The following is a 15,817-nucleotide window of genomic DNA, read 5'->3' on the forward strand; positions in this document are numbered from 1 at the left end:
GGGTCAGTTGACCGGTTCGAGTGCCCGGCGGACCAGCGCGAGTAGCGCCGGACGTAGTTCCGCCTCGGGGAGATCGATGAATTCCCCGCACGTCTCGGCGATGCCGGCGAGGATCACCAGCGCCGAGACCCGGGCAGCCGGGCGGTCGGAATGTCCGGCAAAGGCACGGACGAGCCGATCCGGGATGTGTTGTAGGTGGCTGAAGGGGGGTTGTTGGAACAGACCGGGGAACTCACCGCGGAGGAACGCGGTCTCGCGGCGGAACTGGACGGCCAGGTCGACGTAGCCCTCGGCCGCGACCCGTTGCGCCTCCGCCGGGCTGCTCGTGGCGGCGATGCGCTCGTCAAGTTCCCGTAGCTGATCGATCGGCCTGGCTACCAATTCGGCAAGAATGGCCTTCTTGTCGGCGAAGTGGTAGAGCACCGCCGCCTTCGAACAGCCCACGTCTGCCGCGATGTCCTGCAACGACGTGCCCCGGTAGCCGGATTGCGCAAACCGTCGCCCCGCCGCCGCGAGAATATCGTCGTGCCGCTCGGGCGCTGCCCGTGTCATGTCGGTCCCACCTCCTCGAACAGCATGCCTGACCGATCGGTCAGATGCCGACTGATGGGCAAACCAGTGGCGTTCGCCACATGCAGGTGGGTCCGTTTGGCCGTGTCGGAGGAACTTCGGGCGATGCTCTGGCGGTGGCTGCCGGTTCCGGGCCGAGGGGCTGGCCGCCATGCTCGCGTCGACGGCCGGGCGTGTTGACCGCTGCCTCCGCTGCCGGCAGGGTGATCCGATGGGCAAGGTCGAGGAGACCCGGGACGGGGTCGCACTGACTAACCTGAATCAGCCGCTGTTCGACGGGGCGGGCGCGACAAAGCGCGACCTGGTGAACTACCTGGACGCGGTGCGCGAACGGATCCTGCCGCAGCTGCGGCAACGGCCGCTGTCGGTGATGCGGGTACGCCCCGGGCAGCCCCCGTTCATGCAGAAGAACCTGCCGAAGTACACCCCGGACTGGGTTCCTCGTACCGGGGTGTGGGCGGCGGCGTCGCACCGCGAGATCTCGTACGCCCTCTGCGGCGACCGACGTACGTTGCTCTGGCTCGCCAACCAGCGGGCGGTGGAGTTCCACCCCACCGTCGCCACGGTCGCCGACCTGCAGTGCCCGACCCACCTCGTGCTCGACCTGGACCCGCCGGAGGGTGCCCCGTTCGAGACGGCGGTGGCCGCGGCCCTCCTGGTCCGACGGGCGCTCGCCGGTGCCGGGCTTGCCGGGGCGGTGAAGACCAGCGGCGCCAAGGGGGTGCACGTGTTCGTGCCGGTGACGGCGGAGGCGACGGCGGAGGAGTTGGCCGCCGCCACCCGAGCGCTCGCGCTTCGGGCGGCACGCCTCGACCCGGACCTCGCGACGACCGCCTTCATCCGGGAGGATCGGAGTGGGAAGGTATTCATCGACTCCACCCGAGCTGGCGGGGCGACGGTGGTGGCCGCGTACAGCCCGAGGCTACGGCCGGGCGTGCCGGTTTCGTTCCCGGTGCCCTGGGACGTCCTGCCCTCGGTCACGCCCGCCGACTTCACGATTCAGACCGCGCCCGCCCTGGTCGCCACCGGGGACCCGTGGGCGGACGGAATGCCCCCGGCGCAACGGCTCCCGGCCGAACTGATCGCCGAGGGGCGCACCATCCCGGTGGCTCGGGTGCAGGCGATGCAGGAGGGGAAGCGTCGGGCCCGTGTCCGGCGGGCCGCCGGCTGAGTGCCGTCGTGGTGACCGTCGGGCATCCGACGCCGTTCGAATGCCGCACCGCGTTCCGGCTTCGCTGTCAGCTGACGGCCACATCGAGGACGCCAGCGAGCTCAGCGGGGGCAGACAACATCGGCCAGTGCCCCGTGTGCAGGTCGAAACGCCGCCACGGCGGCTCGTGGAGGGACGCCAGAGCCGGTGCGCCGGCGTGCAACAACTCCCGGAAGTCGTTGCACGCGACCAGGACCCGGTCGACGTCGTGGTGGGGTTCGGCTGAGCCAGCGAGCCGCTGCTCATAGGTCCCGAATGGTTGGGCGGTGGCCCGCGCCCGCAGCAGCTCCCGCTTGTTCTGGTCGAGTCCGTCGAGGCTGCTGGACATTCCCAGAACTTCAACCGGGGGCATTGGTAGTCGCCACCCCTCGCCATCCGCTGCGACCTGCTGGCGCAGCTGGTCGGCGGCCTCCGGTGGCATGAGGTCGAGCATGCACATGCCCGGGGCGAACGGAGCGCTGTCCACGTACACCACTCGCTTCAGTCGTTCACCGAGTCGTGCGGCTGCTCCGGTGACGGGAGCGCCCGCGTAGCTGTGGGCGACCAGGGTGACGTCGTGCAGGTCACGTCGCGTGATGAAGTCGACTATGTCTGCGATGTGGGTTTCCAGGTTCGTCGCCGGAGTGCCACGGTCGGCGTACTCGCCGAGGCCGGTCAGCGTCAGCGGTAGCGCCGTGTGCCCGCGCCCAACTAGGGCGTGCGCGGTGTCTTGCCAGGCCCATGCGCCGAGCCAGGCGCCGGGAACGAGTACGAAGGTAGCCATGTCATCTCCCTGACCTGAGGTGTCGCAAGCGTAGGATCAATACAGGACAGATCTCGCCCGGATATGGTGAGTGACCCATGTCTCATCCGCTTACCCGCGTCCTGACCCTGCTGGAGCTCCTGCAGTCGCACCCGCGGCTTGCTGGTCGGGAACTGGCCGACCGGCTCGGCACTGACGTCCGAACTGTCCGTCGCTACGCCGCACACCTGCGCGATCTCGGGATCCCGGTAGCGGCCGAACGGGGCCGCCACGGCGGCTACCGCCTGGCCCGCGGCTATCGGATGCCGCCCTTGGTCCTCACCAACGACGAGGCCCTCGCCGTTGTCGTGGGACTGCTCGCCGCGGAGTGGCTGGGCATGAGCATGACAACTCCGGCGCACTCGGGTGCCCTGGCCAAGGTCGAACGGGTCCTCCCCCGCGGCCTGCGGGAGCCGCTGGCCGCCATCCGAGAGACCCTGTCCTTCACGACGAACGCGGTGACCGCACAGGCGCCCGAGACGGATGTGCTGCTGACCCTGGCCCAGGCGTCGCGCGCCCGCACGGCCGTCCGGATGAGCTACCTGTCCTGGCAACAGGAACAGACCGAACGCGACCTCGACCCTTACGGTGTCGTCTTCCATCGCGGCCGCTGGTATGTGGTCGGACGCGACCACCGGTACGACAGCCTGAGAACCTTCCGTATCGACCGGATCGCTTCGCTGGCAACTGGTACGCAGACCTTCACGGTGCCTGACGGTTTTGACCCCGTCACCCATCTGACGTCGGCGCTGGCTCGTGTTCCGTACCGCTGGGAGGTCGAAGTCCTCATCCACGGACCGCTGGACGACGTCGCCCGCCGACTGCCGCGCTCCGCCGTGACGCTCGAGGCAGATGTCGCCGGTGTCGTGCTGCACGCGCGGGCCGAGCGCCTGGACGGTATGGCCCGGTTGCTGGCCGCACTGGAATGGCCCTTCACCATCCGCCGCCCCGACGAGTTACGGCCGGCGCTGAGGAACCTGGCTGACCAGCTCACGGCAGCCGCAGACCGGGTGGCGAACGAGCCGTCGTAGCGGGATAGCGCGACCCGGGCGATGCCGACGGCATCGCACGGGTCCGTTCCGGATTCCGGTGTGGCTGTCGGCCTGGGTTGCTGGCCCTGACTGCGCGACTCGAGTGGTCACAGCCTCTTGATGGCGGCCCCCGGCAGGGCATGTCGCAGAACTGTGCAGGAATCGGCCGGTGGACCGTCAACAACCACCAGGGCACCGGCCAAGTCCAGATCGATGCCGGCACCCTCCGGCGACATCTACGAACTCGAGTCGTACGCCCTCGGCGGCATCGACGCCATGACCGCGACGTGGCTCAACGGGGGCGTGCCTCCGACGCAGGTAGCTGAGTGGGCAGGGCGCTCCGTCGAGGTGCTGCTGAGGACGGCCAGGCATGGCCGGACATGAAACGAAGCCCCCTGACCTGGTTTGTCTGGTCAGAGGGCTTTCGCTCTCGCTATCGATGGTGCCCCCGGCAGGATTCGAACCTGCGCTCCCGCCTCCGGAGGGCGGTGCTCTATCCCCTGAGCTACGGGGGCTCAGCGACCGGAGAAGAGTAGCAAACTCTTTCCGCGATCACCGAATCGGTATGCACGGATACGCTCCAGTCGCCCGCGCCCGGCCGAGTTGGGTCATGCGGCGACGGCGCGACCGCAGCTGGGCAATGGGTGCAGCGAGATGCGGCGGGGTAGCCGACGTGGCCACTCATTGCGGGGCCACGAGCCGTCCACGATCAGGTGGACGGTGCGTTGCTCCGCTCCGCTGAGTCGGAGTACAAAGTCGCGGGGGAGCGGGGGGTCCACCGACGGTGTAGTGACCATGAATTGGACCCGCCCTCGGGATGAGACCGCGGAGATGATGTCCGCCGCCGGCATCGTGCCGCGGAGCCGGATCCGGCCGATCCAGTGCACGTCGGCCAGGTGCTCCTGAGCGGCCCTGATGATCGCTGGATACTCGGTGCGTACCCAGCGCTCCACCGCGCCAACACAGAGCCCGCAGGCGCGCTCGCGTGGCTCCCGTGGGCCGAGTCCCCACGCCCGCAGGTACGCCCCGACGGCACCGGGGTCGAGCGGCAACCCGAACCGGTTCTGGATGAGGGTGTGTAGACCCTGTCGCGTCCAGAGCTCCTCGTCCAAGCCGAACGCGTCGGGGTAGCTGCCCCGCAAGGTGTCGATCAGCTCGAGTTCCTGTTCGCGGCTGAGCGCTCCTGGCTCGCTCTGCCGCACTCCGCGACGGACGGCCGCCACCGCCCCGTCACCGCCGATTGTGTGGCGCCGGCACCAGCTGGTGACCGAACGCCGTGCGTCTCTCAGTGCAACACCCACGTCTTACGCAACGAGCACGAATCGCAACTGGTCACGATATGTGCGGAGAAACTTCTCTTTGAGATGTATTCGCCCGCAAGGTGAGCAACCTCGCGAATCGGACTTACCGTGTCAGCTGGGTTTAGTCGGTCCCGCTCTGGCGCGCTGGGTGGGACCCCGACTCGGCGGGCCCGCGGAGCGCACCTCTGACCATGACAAACGACCCGCACCACCCGGTGGTGGTGCGGGTCGCAGGACGGCCCAGCCGCCCGATCAGCCCCGGATGCGCTCGAGTGCGTTGCGCAGGTTGGTCAGATCTGTCTGCTGGGTGTTCTTCATGGTCTGCGCGGTCTGGACCACGTCCTTCTCGTCGCTCTGCTCGAGCAGCGCATCAACCATGTGGATGCCGCCGATGTGGTGTGTGATCATCAGCTCGAGGAAGAGGACATCCAACTCCGTGCCCCGGGCCTCCCGTAACTGTGTCATCTGCTCCGCGGTCGCCATCCCCGGCATCAGCCCGTCGCGGATCATCTCGGTGCCGTCCGGCAGCCACGCCATCCGGGGCTCGGAGCCGGTCGGGTCCAGCTCCCACGATCGCAGCCAGGCCTGCATGATGCCGATGTCACCCTGCTGGCCAAGCGCGATGTCGTTACCGATCGTCTGGACCTCCCGGTCCGTGCCGTGCTTGAAGGCGATCAACCCCATCTCCACCGCCTGGGCGTGGTGGGTGGTCATGTCCCGAGCGAAACCCGCCTCGGCGGAGGTGTCCCCCGGCCGATTGAGGTCGGGGGTGAGTAGGCCGCCCGCGTAACCGAGCAGGAGGCCGATCACGATGGCAATCGCCACCACCGCCGTGCCGAACTGGGCAGCGGGGCGACGGGCGCTGTCGGCGGGCGGAGCCCCGTCTGGCTTGTCTTCGAGGGTCGTGAGGGCGGACATCCCGGCTCCTTAACTACTGCGGCATCTGCGGGCCGAGGTCCCGCGGCGTGGTGCCGACGGCGGTGACGCCCTGGGCGCAGAGGGCGGTCGGGCCCTCGACGGAGGCATTGACCCTCAGCGTCTTGATGAAATCGTCGATCCGACCGTCGTCGGCGTTGTCGACCTTGAGTTGGTAGCCCCAGGCCTGGAGCGAGATCGCCTTGTCCAGGCCTTCGTACGGGCTGAGGAAGAGCTTCTCGTTGCCGCGTACCCGCTCGGCCAGCTTCTCGACCTGGCCGGCGTCGAGGTCGGGCTGGTAAGTGATCCACACCGCGCCGTGCTCCAGGCTGTGCACGGCGTGCTCGCTGGCGATCGGGGCGTCGTAGATGTCGCCCATGCAGTTCTGCCAGGCGTCGTTGTGCGGGCCGGCGACCGGGGGCAGGACGGAGTACTGGATCGAGCCCTGCTGGTGGTTGCCGCCCGCGACCAACTCCGGGTCCTTCTCGCGGTAGTTGACGATGCCGGAGATCTCGTTCGCCCGCTCGTCCCACGGCTTGGAGCCCTGGAACGTCGCCCAGCCGCCGTAGCCAACGATCGCGACGGCGATCACGCCGACGGCGACGAAAAGGGCGATCGGCCCCCAGTTGCGTTCCTGGGTCACCTTGACCGGAGTGATCGGCTTGCGTGGCTTCTTGCCACCGCGCTGGCCGCCCGCTGCTTTGCCGGACCCCGGTCTGCCCCCCGCTGGCTTGCCGGACCCGGGCTTGCCACTGGCCGGTCTGCCCCCGGCTGACTTCTTCGTGGTGCTGGCAACGGTCGGGTGGCGTTCCGGGCCGCCCGGGGTGCTGATGCTCATCGTGCCTCGTCAGGTCGGTCGGTCGGGGGATCTGGCGGGCTGGGGTCACATGCTGGGTCGCCGCCGCGGGGACTGAGTCTACCCCCGATAGCATGGTTCGGTGACTCCCGCAGAACTCGCCGAGGTCGTCCTCACCGCAGCCCACGCCGTCTTCACCGAGCGGGGCCTGGACCGCTCCACGCTTCCGGAGCAGACCGCGGTGGAGCGACCCCGCAACGTCGAGCACGGGGACTACGCCTCGACGCTGGCCCTGCAGCTCAGCAAGAAGGTGGGGGTCCCGCCGCGGGAACTCGCCGCTGCGCTGGCCGAGCAGCTCGGCCAGGCCGTGGGGGTCAAGTCGGTGGAGGTCGCCGGCCCGGGCTTCCTGAACATCCGTCTCGACGCGGCCGCCGCGGGCCAGCTGGCCCAGGTGATCGTCGAGACCGGCGCGGAGTACGGCCGTAGTGGCCGGCTCGCCGGTCAGTCGATCAACCTTGAGTTCGTGTCGGCCAACCCGACCGGCCCGGTGCACATCGGCGGCGTCCGGTGGGCGGCGGTCGGTGACGCGTTGAGCCGGTTACTGCGCGCCACCGGCGCTGCGGTCGCGACCGAGTACTACTTCAACGATGCCGGTTCGCAGATCGACCGGTTCGCCCGCTCCCTGCTGGCCGCCGCGAAGGGGGAGCCGCCGCCGGAGGACGGGTACGCCGGCGCGTACCTCGCGGAGATCGCACAGCAGGTCCAGTCCCGGCGGCCGGACGTGCTGGCGCTCGACGACGCCGCCGCCCGGGAGGTGTTCCGGGTCGAGGGCGTCGAGTTGATGTTCGCTGAGATCAAGTCGTCGCTGCGTGACTTCGGCGTGGAGTTCGACACCTACTTCAACGAGAAGGACCTGCACGACCGGGGCGAGTTGGAGCTCACCCTGGAGCGGCTACGGCAGCAGGGCCACATCTTCGAAGCCGACGGCGCCACCTGGCTGCGCACCACCGACTTCGGCGACGACAAGGACCGGGTGCTGCGCAAGTCCGACGGCGAGTGGACGTACTTCGCCGCGGACTGTGCCTACTACCTGGACAAGCGGGAGCGTGGCTTCGAGCGGGTCGTGCTGATGCTCGGCGCGGACCACCACGGCTACCTGGGCCGGATGAAGGCGATGGTCGCCTGCTTCGGCGATGACCCGAGCCGCAACCTGGAGATCCTTATCGGGCAGATGGTCAACCTGGTCCGCGACGGGGCCCCGATGCGGATGAGTAAGCGAGCCGGCACCGTGGTGAGCCTGGAGGACCTGGTTGACGCGATCGGTGTGGACGCCGCCCGGTACGCGCTGGCGCGCTACTCCACCGACTCGCCGATCGACATCGACATCGAGCTGTGGACCCGGGCCACCCGCGACAACCCGGTCTACTACGTGCAGTACGTGGCGGCACGTACGGCGAGTGTCGGGCGCAATGCCGCGGAGGTCGGGCTGTCCCGGGGCGGCTCGGCGGACTTCCACCCCGAGCTGCTCGACCATGACAAGGAAAACGAGCTGTTGAAGGCGCTGGCTGAGTTCCCCGCCGTGGTGGCCACCGCCGCCGAGCTGCGGGAGCCGCACCGGATCGCCCGGTACCTGGAGGACCTGGCCGGGGCGTACCACCGCTTCTATGACAACTGTCGGGTGCTGCCACGGGGCGACGAGGAGATCACCGACCTGCACCGCGCCCGGCTCTGGCTCAACGACGCCACCCGCGTGGTCATCGCCAACGGTCTGCGGCTGCTCGGCGTCGCGGCCCCAGAGCGGATGTGACATGCGAGCGCGAGGAGTGAGCTTGCGAGCCCCGCAGTCGGGAAGCGGAGATAAGTAATGCGTGCACACGAGGCCGGTGCCCTGCACGGGGAGATCGGCAGCCAGGGGGCGGCATGGCTGCGTGCCCCGCGGGACGTGAACGCCCTGCTGCCCGGGCTGTGGCCGCGTACCGTCAGCCGGGCGGCCGACGGCGCGCTCGCCGTCGCAGGCTGCTCGGTGCGGGATCTCGCGGCCGAGTTCGGCACCGCGGTGTACCTGCTGGACGAGGAGGACCTGCGGAGCCGCTGTCGGGATTTCCGTGCCGCCTTCCCGACCGAGGATGTCTACTACGCCGGTAAGGCCTTCCTCTGTCGGGCGGTGGCCCGAATGGTTGCCGAGGAGGGACTGTACCTGGACGTGTGCAGCGGGGGCGAGTTGGCTACCGCGCTGGCGGCCGGGATGCCGCCGGAGCGGATCGGCTTCCACGGCAACAACAAGTCGGCCGCCGAGCTGAGCCGGGCGGTGGAGGTCGGGGTGGGGCGGATCATCGTCGACTCATCCCACGAGATCGACCGGCTCACCGCGTTGGCTCGCGAGTGGGGCGTCCGTCCCCGGGTGTTGGTGCGGGTCACCGTCGGCGTGGAGGCGCACACCCACGAGTTCATCGCCACCGCGCACGAGGACCAGAAGTTCGGTTTCTCGCTGGCGGACGGCGCGGCGATCGCCGCTGTGCTGCGCATCCTCGACGAGGGCGTGCTGGAGCTACGCGGTCTGCATTCGCACATTGGGTCGCAGATCTTCGACGCGAGCGGGTTCGAGGTCTCCGCCCGCCGGGTGCTGGCGCTCCAGGCGCAGATCCGCGACGCGCGGGGGGTGCAGCTACCGGAGCTGGACCTGGGCGGCGGCTTCGGCATCGCGTACACCTCGCAGGACGACCCGGCCACGCCGGCCGACCTGGCGAAACGGCTACGCAAGATCGTTGACGGGGAGTGTGCCGCCGAGCGGCTGGCGGTGCCGCACCTGTCGATCGAGCCGGGCCGGGCGATCGTCGGCCCGGCCATGTTCACGCTCTACGAGGTGGGCACGGTCAAGTCGGTGCCGGTCGGTGCCGGCGGGGATGCGGCCGACGGGCGTCGTTGCTATGTGAGTGTTGACGGCGGCATGAGCGACAACATCCGAACCGCGCTCTACGACGCGTCGTACTCGGCGACCCTGGCGTCCCGGGCGAGCGTCGCCGAGCCGGTGCTTGCCCGCGTTGTGGGAAAGCACTGTGAGTCCGGGGACATCGTGGTGAAGGATGAATTCCTGCCCGCCGACGTGCAGCCCGGAGATCTTGTCGCCGTGCCTGGCACGGGCGCGTACTGCCGGAGCATGGCCAGCAACTACAACCACGTGCCGCGCCCTCCGGTGGTCGCGGTGCGCGACGGTCGGGCTCGCCTGATCGTCCGCCGGGAAACCGAAGAGGATCTGCTCGCTTTGGATGTGGGATGACATCACCTGTGCGCTTGGCGCTGCTCGGCTGCGGCACGGTCGGCAGCGAGGTGGTTCGGCTGCTGCACTCGCAGTCCGCCGATCTCGCCGCCCGGATCGGTGCCCCGCTGGAGATCGCCGGCATTGCCGTCCGGCGGATCGGCCGGGACCGGGGGGAGCTGCCGGTCGATCCGGCCGTCTTCACCGCTGACCCGTTCGACCTGGTCAAACGGGACGACATCGACGTGGTGGTCGAGTGTGTCGGCGGCATCGAACCGGCCCGGAGCTGGCTGGTGGAGGCGCTGCGGGCGGGTAAGAGCGTGGTAACCGCGAACAAGGCGCTGCTCGCCGAGGACGGCGGGACGCTGCACGACGCGGCGGCGCAGGGCGGGGGCGACCTCTACTACGAGGCGGCTGTGGCCGGCGCGATTCCCCTGCTGCGCCCACTGCGGGAGTCGCTGCACGGGGATCGGGTCACCCAGGTGACCGGCATCGTCAATGGCACCACCAACTTCATCCTCTCCGCCATGGACACCACCGGCGCCGGCTTCGCCGAGGCGTTGGCCGAGGCGACTGATCTGGGGTACGCCGAGGCTGACCCGACGGCCGACGTGGAGGGCTTCGACGCGGCGGCAAAGGCGGCGATCCTCGCCTCACTGGCCTTCCACACCCGGGTCGGCGCGGCGGATGTGCACCGGGAGGGCATCACCGAGGTGACCGCCGCCGATGTCGCCAGCGCCAAGGCGATGGGCTGCACCATCAAGCTGCTCTGCATCGCGGCGCGGGGTATCGCCGCAGATGGCCGGGAGACCGTCAGCGTACGGGTGCATCCGGCGATGATTCCGCTCACCCATCCCCTCGCCAGCGTGGGCGACGCCTTCAACGCGGTGTTCGTGGAGGCCGAGGCGGCGGGGCAGCTGATGTTCTACGGGCCGGGTGCGGGTGGGGCGCCGACCGCCAGCGCGGTGCTCGGCGACGTGGTGGCGGTTTCCCGCAACCGGCTGGCCGGGGTCCGGGCGGCCAGTGAGTCCGCCTACGCCGACCTGCCGGTGCGGCCGATGGGGGAGGCGCTCACCCGCTACCACATCAGCCTCGACGTGACCGACCGACCCGGGGTGTTGGCGGCGGTGGCGGGCGTGTTCGCGCAGCACGATGTATCGATCGCGACGGTTCGGCAGGGCGCCGCGGGCAGCGGCATGGCCGGCCGGGACGAGGACGCCGACCTGGTCATCGTCACCCATGTCGCGCCGGACGCCGCACTCGCCGCGACGGTCCAGGAGTTGCGCGGGCTGGACGCGGTCCGGTCGGTAGCCAGCGTGCTGCGGGTCGAGGGCAGCGCATAGCTCAGTCCGGGCGGGACCGGGAGAGGCGGAGGAGAGGACATGTGGCGGGGTCTTATCGACGCGTACCGAGATCGGCTGCCGGTCACGGCGGCCACCCCGGTCGTCACCCTGCACGAGGGGAACACCCCGCTGCTGCCGGCGCCGGTGCTGTCGGCGCGGACCAGGTGTGAGGTCTATCTGAAGGTCGAGGGCGCCAACCCGACCGGCTCCTTCAAGGATCGGGGGATGACCGTCGCGGTCTCCAAAGCGGTCGAGGCCGACAACAAGGTGATCATTTGCGCCTCGACCGGCAACACCAGTGCCTCGGCCGCGGCCTACGCGGCGCGAGCTGGCCTGACCTGCGCGGTGCTGGTGCCACAGGGCAAGATCGCGTTGGGCAAACTCGCCCAGGCGTTGGTGCACGGTGCCCGACTGCTCCAGGTCAGCGGCAACTTCGACGACTGCCTGTCGTTGGCCGCCAAGCTCGCCCAGGACTATCCGGTGGCCCTGGTGAACTCGGTGAACACGGATCGTCTACACGGCCAGAAGACCGCCGCGTTCGAGATCGTCGAGGCGCTCGGCGCGGCGCCGGACATCCACTGCATGCCGGTCGGTAACGCGGGGAACATTTCTGCCTACTGGCTCGGCTACTCGGAGGAACAGGCGGCCGGAAATATCACCCGGGCCCCAAAACTCTATGGTTTTCAGGCCGCTGGCGCCGCGCCGATCGTCACCGGCCAGGCGGTGCGGGAACCAGCCACGATCGCCACCGCGATCCGGATCGGTAATCCGGCGAGCTGGCCGAGAGCGCTGGATGCCCGGGACGCCTCGGGCGGTCTGATCGCCGCGGTCACCGACCGGGAGATTCTGACCGCGTACCGGCTGCTCGCTCGCGAGGTCGGGGTCTTCGTCGAGTTGGGTAGCGCCGCGAGTGTCGCGGGACTGCTCCAGCAGGCCGCCGCGGGCACGGTGCCGCCGGGTTCGACGGTTGTCTGCACGGTTACCGGTCATGGCCTGAAAGACCCGGAGTGGGCGATCTCGACCGCCCCGGCGCCGGTGACCATCGCCAATGACCCCCTGGCTGCGGCCCGTTCGCTCGATTTGGCCTGAGGGCCGGGGCTGGGCTCGCCCGCGGTACCGGCGAGCGAACTCGCGGGGTGCCGAGCCGAACCCCGCCGTACCGGTGTAGAACCAGTACGGGACACTCGACTCACCCGCACCCAATTTTCCCGCATCAGGAGTGAGCCCAGCCGATGTCGCTGCTCGCCAGATTTAGTCTTGCCAATAGAGGGCTGATAGCCCTTGTCGCGGTGGTCACCACGGTGTTCGGAGCGTTCGCCGTACCGTCGCTGAAGCAGCAACTCCTGCCGTCGCTGGAGTTCCCGGCCGCCTTTATCGTGGCGGCCTATCCGGGCGCCGGTCCGGAGGCTGTTGAGTCACAGGTAACCGCGCCGATCGAGAACAGCCTGCAGGGCGTCACCGGGTTGGAGAAGATCACCTCCACCTCGCGCGAGGGGTCGGCGACCATCCAGGTTGAGTACGAGTTCGGTACCGATGTGGATGATGCGGTCAACCAGCTGCAGAGCGCGGTCAACCGGGTCGTCGAGCTGCCGGACGGGGTTGACCCGCAGGTCATTGCCGGCGGCACGGATGACCTGCCGGCGGTGGTGCTCGCCGCCTCCGGCGATGCCGACCAGCGGGCGCTCGGCGAGCAGCTGCGCAGTACGGTCCTGCCGGAGCTGGCCGCGATCGAGGGCGTCCGTACGGTCGACCTGACGGGCGCCCGCGACGAGGTGGTGGTGATCACACCGGATGTGGCGAAGCTCACGGCGGCCGGGATTCAGCCCAGCGCCTTCGGCGGGGCGTTGCGGGCCAACGGCGTCGCCATTCCGGCCGGCGCGGTTGTGGACGGCCAGCAGACGCTCCCGGTGCAGGTCGGCACCCCGCTGGGCACCCTCGACGAACTGCGTGGTCTCATCCTCACCGTGGCGCCGGCTGCCCCGGTGCGCCTCGGCGACGTGGCGACGGTGGAGGAGCGGCTCACGCCGGTCACCGCGATCACGCGTACCAACGGCCAGGAAAGCCTCGGCATCGCCGTAACCGCGACCCCGGACGGGAACGCCGTGAAGATCTCCCAGGAGATCCGGGACCGGCTCGCGGAGCTGCGCACGGCCTCCGGCGCCGAGCTGACCGTCGTCTTCGACCAGGCCCCCTTCGTCGAGAAGTCGATCAAGGGTCTCGCCACCAAGGGGCTGATCGGCCTTGTGATGGCCGCCTTGGTGATCCTGGTCTTCCTCCTCTCGGTGCGCTCCACCGTCGTCACCGCGGTCTCCATCCCGTTGTCGGTGCTGGTCGCGCTCATTGCGCTCTGGATCGGTGACTACTCACTCAACCTGCTCACCCTCGGCGCATTGACCATCGCCGTCGGCCGCGTCGTCGACGACTCGATCGTGGTGCTGGAGAACATCAAACGACATCTCGAGTACGGCGAGTCCAAGCAGGAGGCCATCCGTGCCGCGGTCCGCGAGGTGGCCGGTGCGGTGACCGCCTCCACCCTCACCACGGTCGCCGTCTTCGCCCCGATCGCGCTGGTCGGTGGATTCATCGGGCAGCTCTTCGCGCCGTTCGCGATCACCGTCACGGTGGCGCTCCTCGCCTCGCTGCTGGTGTCGCTGACCCTCATTCCGGTGTTGGCGTACTGGTTCCTCCAACCGGCCGGCCAGACGGCGGGCGAGGCGGCGGTGCGCCGGGCGGCGGAGGAGAAGGAGCTGCGTAGTCCGCTGCAGCGCGCATACCTGCCGGTCATCGGCTTCGCCACCCGCGAGCGGTCGACCCGATGGATCACCCTCGGCCTCGGCGTCCTGGTCCTCTTCGGCACGTTCGGCCTCTCCCGCCAACTGGAGACGAACTTCCTCGACGACTCCGGCCAGGACACGATGACCATCACCCAGGAACTGCCGGCGGGCACCGGACTGGCCGGAACGGACGCGGCGGCCCAACAGGTGGAGGAGGTGCTGGCCGAGACCGAGGGCATCGAGACCTACCAGGTGACGGCGGGCGCCGGGGGCAACCCGTTTGCCGGTTCCGGCGGCAACAACGTGGCGACCTGGTCGCTTACCCTCGTGGATACCGACGCCGAGCAGATGCGCGCTGTCCTGCGCGAGAAGTTCGACGGGTTCGGTGCCGAGGCGGGTGAGTTCCGGTTCGGGGCCGGGCAGGGCGGTGCCGCCGCGAATCAGCTCGAGGTGGTCGTACAGGCTACCGATCCGGCGACCCGGACCCAGGCCATCGACGCGGCGTCGGCGGCGATGACGGAGCTGCCCGGCGTCGAGGATGTGACCACCAGCGTGGCCACCCAGGTCGGGCAGGTCGAGGTCAAGGTTGATCGGGCGAAGGCGGCGGCGGCCGGGCTCACCGAGGCGACGGTCGGGCAGCTCGTCGCGCAGGTCTTCCGGGGTGCCCCGCTGGGGCAGCTGACGATCGAGGGCCAGCAGCGGGACGTGGTCCTGCAAACCGCCCAGCCGCCAGTGTCCATCGAGCAGTTGCGGGCGCTGCCGGTCGGTGCGGTCCCGCTGGGCGCCATCGCTGAGGTGAGTGAGGTTCTCGGCCCCCAGCAGATCACCCGGATCGACGGTGCGCGCAGCGTCTCGGTGACTGGCACGGCCACCGGCTCCGACCTCGGCGCGACCAGTCAGGAGCTGCAGGAGCGGCTGGACGCGATCGATGTCCCCGGGGCCACCTTCGTCATCGGTGGGGTCAGCGCGGACCAGGAGGAGGCCTTCGCTGATCTGGGGCTGGCGGTGCTCGCCGCGATCGCGATCGTCTTCCTGATCATGGTTGTGACCTTCCGTAGCCTGACTCAGGCGTTGATTCTGCTGGTCTCCGTGCCGTTCGCGGCGACCGGCGCGATCGGGCTGCTGCTTGCTACCGGTACCCCGCTGGGCGTACCGGCGTTGATCGGTGTTCTCATGCTGGTCGGCATCGTGGTGACCAACGCGATCGTCCTGCTCGACCTGGTCAACCAGTACCGGGCGCAGGGCCTGGGGGTCCGGGAGGCGGTTGTCGAGGGCGGCCGGCGTCGGCTGCGCCCGATTCTGATGACCGCGGTCGCGACCATCTTCGCGCTGCTGCCGATGGCCCTCGGCCTCACCGGCGAGGGCGGTTTCATCTCGGAGCCCCTGGCGATCGTGGTGATCGGTGGTCTACTCAGCTCGACGTTGCTCACCCTGGTGCTGGTACCGACCCTGTACGTCATGGTCGAGCACGCCAAGGAGTCGATCCGGGACTGGCGGGCCGGTCGGCGGGGGACGCGGGCCGTGGCCGAGACCTCGGTCGCCACGTCCACCTCGGCTGCGCCGGCGGCCAGCGGGCCCGGTGCGGCCTCCCCGGCGGCCACCGAGCCGGGTGCGGCTGAGCCGGCAAGTCCAGGCGCCACCGCCACCACCACCGGGGAGGCGTCCGAACAACCGACGCCCTCGCCGGCGCTGGTTGAGGGAACCGACCAGTTTGAGGTGCTGCGACTGCCCAGAAGCCGTACCTCGCCGCTTCCGCCGGCGGAGTAGCGGCCCTGGCCCGCGGACGCCCTCGACAGTTGGTCGAGGGCGTCCGCGCCGTTTCCGGGCCCCTGCTGTCCGC

The 15,817-nt window shown here is 69.6% G+C and carries 13 protein-coding genes and 1 tRNA gene; 8 read left to right on the plus strand and 6 right to left on the minus strand.

From position 1 onward, the window contains the following. Positions 1 to 3: 3 nt before the first annotated feature. Positions 4 to 552: a TetR/AcrR family transcriptional regulator gene (locus tag K228_RS0109925; protein WP_025618308.1), complete on the minus strand. Its 549-nt coding sequence runs from the start codon at positions 550 to 552 to the stop codon at positions 4 to 6. A 229-nt stretch (positions 553 to 781) separates the two neighbouring features. Here K228_RS0109925 and K228_RS0109930 point away from each other — a divergent pair, with 229 nt between their 5' ends. Continuing rightward, on the plus strand, positions 782 to 1,741 hold the full coding sequence (locus K228_RS0109930; RefSeq protein ID WP_245603441.1) for a DNA polymerase domain-containing protein: 960 nt from the start codon (positions 782 to 784) through the stop codon (positions 1,739 to 1,741). Positions 1,742 to 1,808: 67 nt separating this feature from the next. Here the strand turns inward: K228_RS0109930 and K228_RS0109935 are convergent, their stop codons facing one another. Further along, entirely contained in the window at positions 1,809 to 2,543 is a 735-nt protein-coding gene (locus K228_RS0109935) for an alpha/beta fold hydrolase (RefSeq protein ID WP_025618310.1), read from the minus strand. Between the two features lie 77 nt (positions 2,544 to 2,620). Between K228_RS0109935 and K228_RS0109940 the strand changes: the two genes are divergently transcribed. Together K228_RS0109940 and K228_RS28235 are read left to right on the plus strand one after the other, a co-directional pair. After that, positions 2,621 to 3,592 (plus strand): helix-turn-helix transcriptional regulator, encoded by a 972-nt coding sequence (locus tag K228_RS0109940; RefSeq protein ID WP_025618311.1) that lies wholly within the window; start codon positions 2,621 to 2,623, stop codon positions 3,590 to 3,592. Positions 3,593 to 3,805: 213 nt separating this feature from the next. Next, entirely contained in the window at positions 3,806 to 3,976 is a 171-nt protein-coding gene (locus tag K228_RS28235; RefSeq protein ID WP_155251568.1) for a hypothetical protein, read from the plus strand. Positions 3,977 to 4,032: 56 nt separating this feature from the next. Here K228_RS28235 and K228_RS0109950 read toward each other — a convergent pair. The 4 genes from K228_RS0109950 to K228_RS0109965 all read right to left on the minus strand — a co-directional run bounded on the left by K228_RS0109950 (position 4,033) and on the right by K228_RS0109965 (position 6,646). Next, a tRNA-Arg gene (locus K228_RS0109950) sits at positions 4,033 to 4,107 on the minus strand. Positions 4,108 to 4,200: 93 nt separating this feature from the next. After that, a complete protein-coding gene (locus tag K228_RS0109955; RefSeq protein ID WP_033776722.1) occupies positions 4,201 to 4,893 on the minus strand; it encodes a winged helix-turn-helix domain-containing protein in 693 nt (230 codons plus the stop codon). A gap of 252 nt (positions 4,894 to 5,145) precedes the next feature. Next, a complete protein-coding gene (locus tag K228_RS0109960; RefSeq protein ID WP_025618313.1) occupies positions 5,146 to 5,811 on the minus strand; it encodes a DUF305 domain-containing protein in 666 nt (221 codons plus the stop codon). Between the two features lie 13 nt (positions 5,812 to 5,824). Next, on the minus strand, positions 5,825 to 6,646 hold the full coding sequence (locus K228_RS0109965) for a thioredoxin-like domain-containing protein (protein ID WP_025618314.1): 822 nt from the start codon (positions 6,644 to 6,646) through the stop codon (positions 5,825 to 5,827). 100 nt (positions 6,647 to 6,746) lie between these two features. Between K228_RS0109965 and argS the strand changes: the two genes are divergently transcribed. The 5 genes from argS to K228_RS0109990 all read left to right on the plus strand — a co-directional run bounded on the left by argS (position 6,747) and on the right by K228_RS0109990 (position 15,744). Continuing rightward, positions 6,747 to 8,411: an arginine--tRNA ligase gene (gene argS / locus K228_RS0109970; RefSeq protein ID WP_025618315.1), complete on the plus strand. Its 1,665-nt coding sequence runs from the start codon at positions 6,747 to 6,749 to the stop codon at positions 8,409 to 8,411. A gap of 57 nt (positions 8,412 to 8,468) precedes the next feature. After that, the gene (gene lysA / locus K228_RS0109975; RefSeq protein ID WP_025618316.1) at positions 8,469 to 9,881 is read left to right on the plus strand and encodes a diaminopimelate decarboxylase; all 1,413 of its coding nucleotides are present in this window, start codon (positions 8,469 to 8,471) and stop codon (positions 9,879 to 9,881) included. 8 nt (positions 9,882 to 9,889) lie between these two features. Beyond that, a complete protein-coding gene (locus tag K228_RS0109980) occupies positions 9,890 to 11,203 on the plus strand; it encodes a homoserine dehydrogenase (protein WP_025618317.1) in 1,314 nt (437 codons plus the stop codon). A 39-nt stretch (positions 11,204 to 11,242) separates the two neighbouring features. Then, positions 11,243 to 12,292 carry a threonine synthase gene (gene thrC, locus K228_RS0109985; RefSeq protein ID WP_025618318.1) on the plus strand — a complete coding sequence of 350 codons (1,050 nt, stop codon included), beginning with the start codon at positions 11,243 to 11,245 and terminating at the stop codon, positions 12,290 to 12,292. A gap of 143 nt (positions 12,293 to 12,435) precedes the next feature. Further along, the gene (locus K228_RS0109990) at positions 12,436 to 15,744 is read left to right on the plus strand and encodes an efflux RND transporter permease subunit (protein ID WP_025618319.1); all 3,309 of its coding nucleotides are present in this window, start codon (positions 12,436 to 12,438) and stop codon (positions 15,742 to 15,744) included. Positions 15,745 to 15,817 lie beyond the last annotated feature (73 nt).

It is taken from the genome of Salinispora cortesiana, from assembly GCF_000484695.1.
GTDB classification, from domain to species: Bacteria; Actinomycetota; Actinomycetes; order Mycobacteriales; family Micromonosporaceae; genus Micromonospora; species Micromonospora cortesiana.

Excerpts from the sequence above, each read along its gene's own strand:
- K228_RS0109925 (WP_025618308.1), bottom strand. The coding sequence starts at position 552 with ATGACACGGGCAGCGCCCGAGCGGCACGACGATATTCTCGCGGCGGCG.
- K228_RS0109930 (WP_245603441.1), top strand. The coding sequence starts at position 782 with ATGGGCAAGGTCGAGGAGACCCGGGACGGGGTCGCACTGACTAACCTG.
- K228_RS0109935 (WP_025618310.1), bottom strand. The coding sequence starts at position 2,543 with ATGGCTACCTTCGTACTCGTTCCCGGCGCCTGGCTCGGCGCATGGGCC.
- K228_RS0109940 (WP_025618311.1), top strand. The coding sequence starts at position 2,621 with ATGTCTCATCCGCTTACCCGCGTCCTGACCCTGCTGGAGCTCCTGCAG.
- K228_RS28235 (WP_155251568.1), top strand. The coding sequence starts at position 3,806 with ATGCCGGCACCCTCCGGCGACATCTACGAACTCGAGTCGTACGCCCTC.
- K228_RS0109960 (WP_025618313.1), bottom strand. The coding sequence starts at position 5,811 with ATGTCCGCCCTCACGACCCTCGAAGACAAGCCAGACGGGGCTCCGCCC.
- K228_RS0109965 (WP_025618314.1), bottom strand. The coding sequence starts at position 6,646 with ATGAGCATCAGCACCCCGGGCGGCCCGGAACGCCACCCGACCGTTGCC.
- lysA (WP_025618316.1), top strand. The coding sequence starts at position 8,469 with ATGCGTGCACACGAGGCCGGTGCCCTGCACGGGGAGATCGGCAGCCAG.
- thrC (WP_025618318.1), top strand. The coding sequence starts at position 11,243 with ATGTGGCGGGGTCTTATCGACGCGTACCGAGATCGGCTGCCGGTCACG.
- K228_RS0109990 (WP_025618319.1), top strand. The coding sequence starts at position 12,436 with ATGTCGCTGCTCGCCAGATTTAGTCTTGCCAATAGAGGGCTGATAGCC.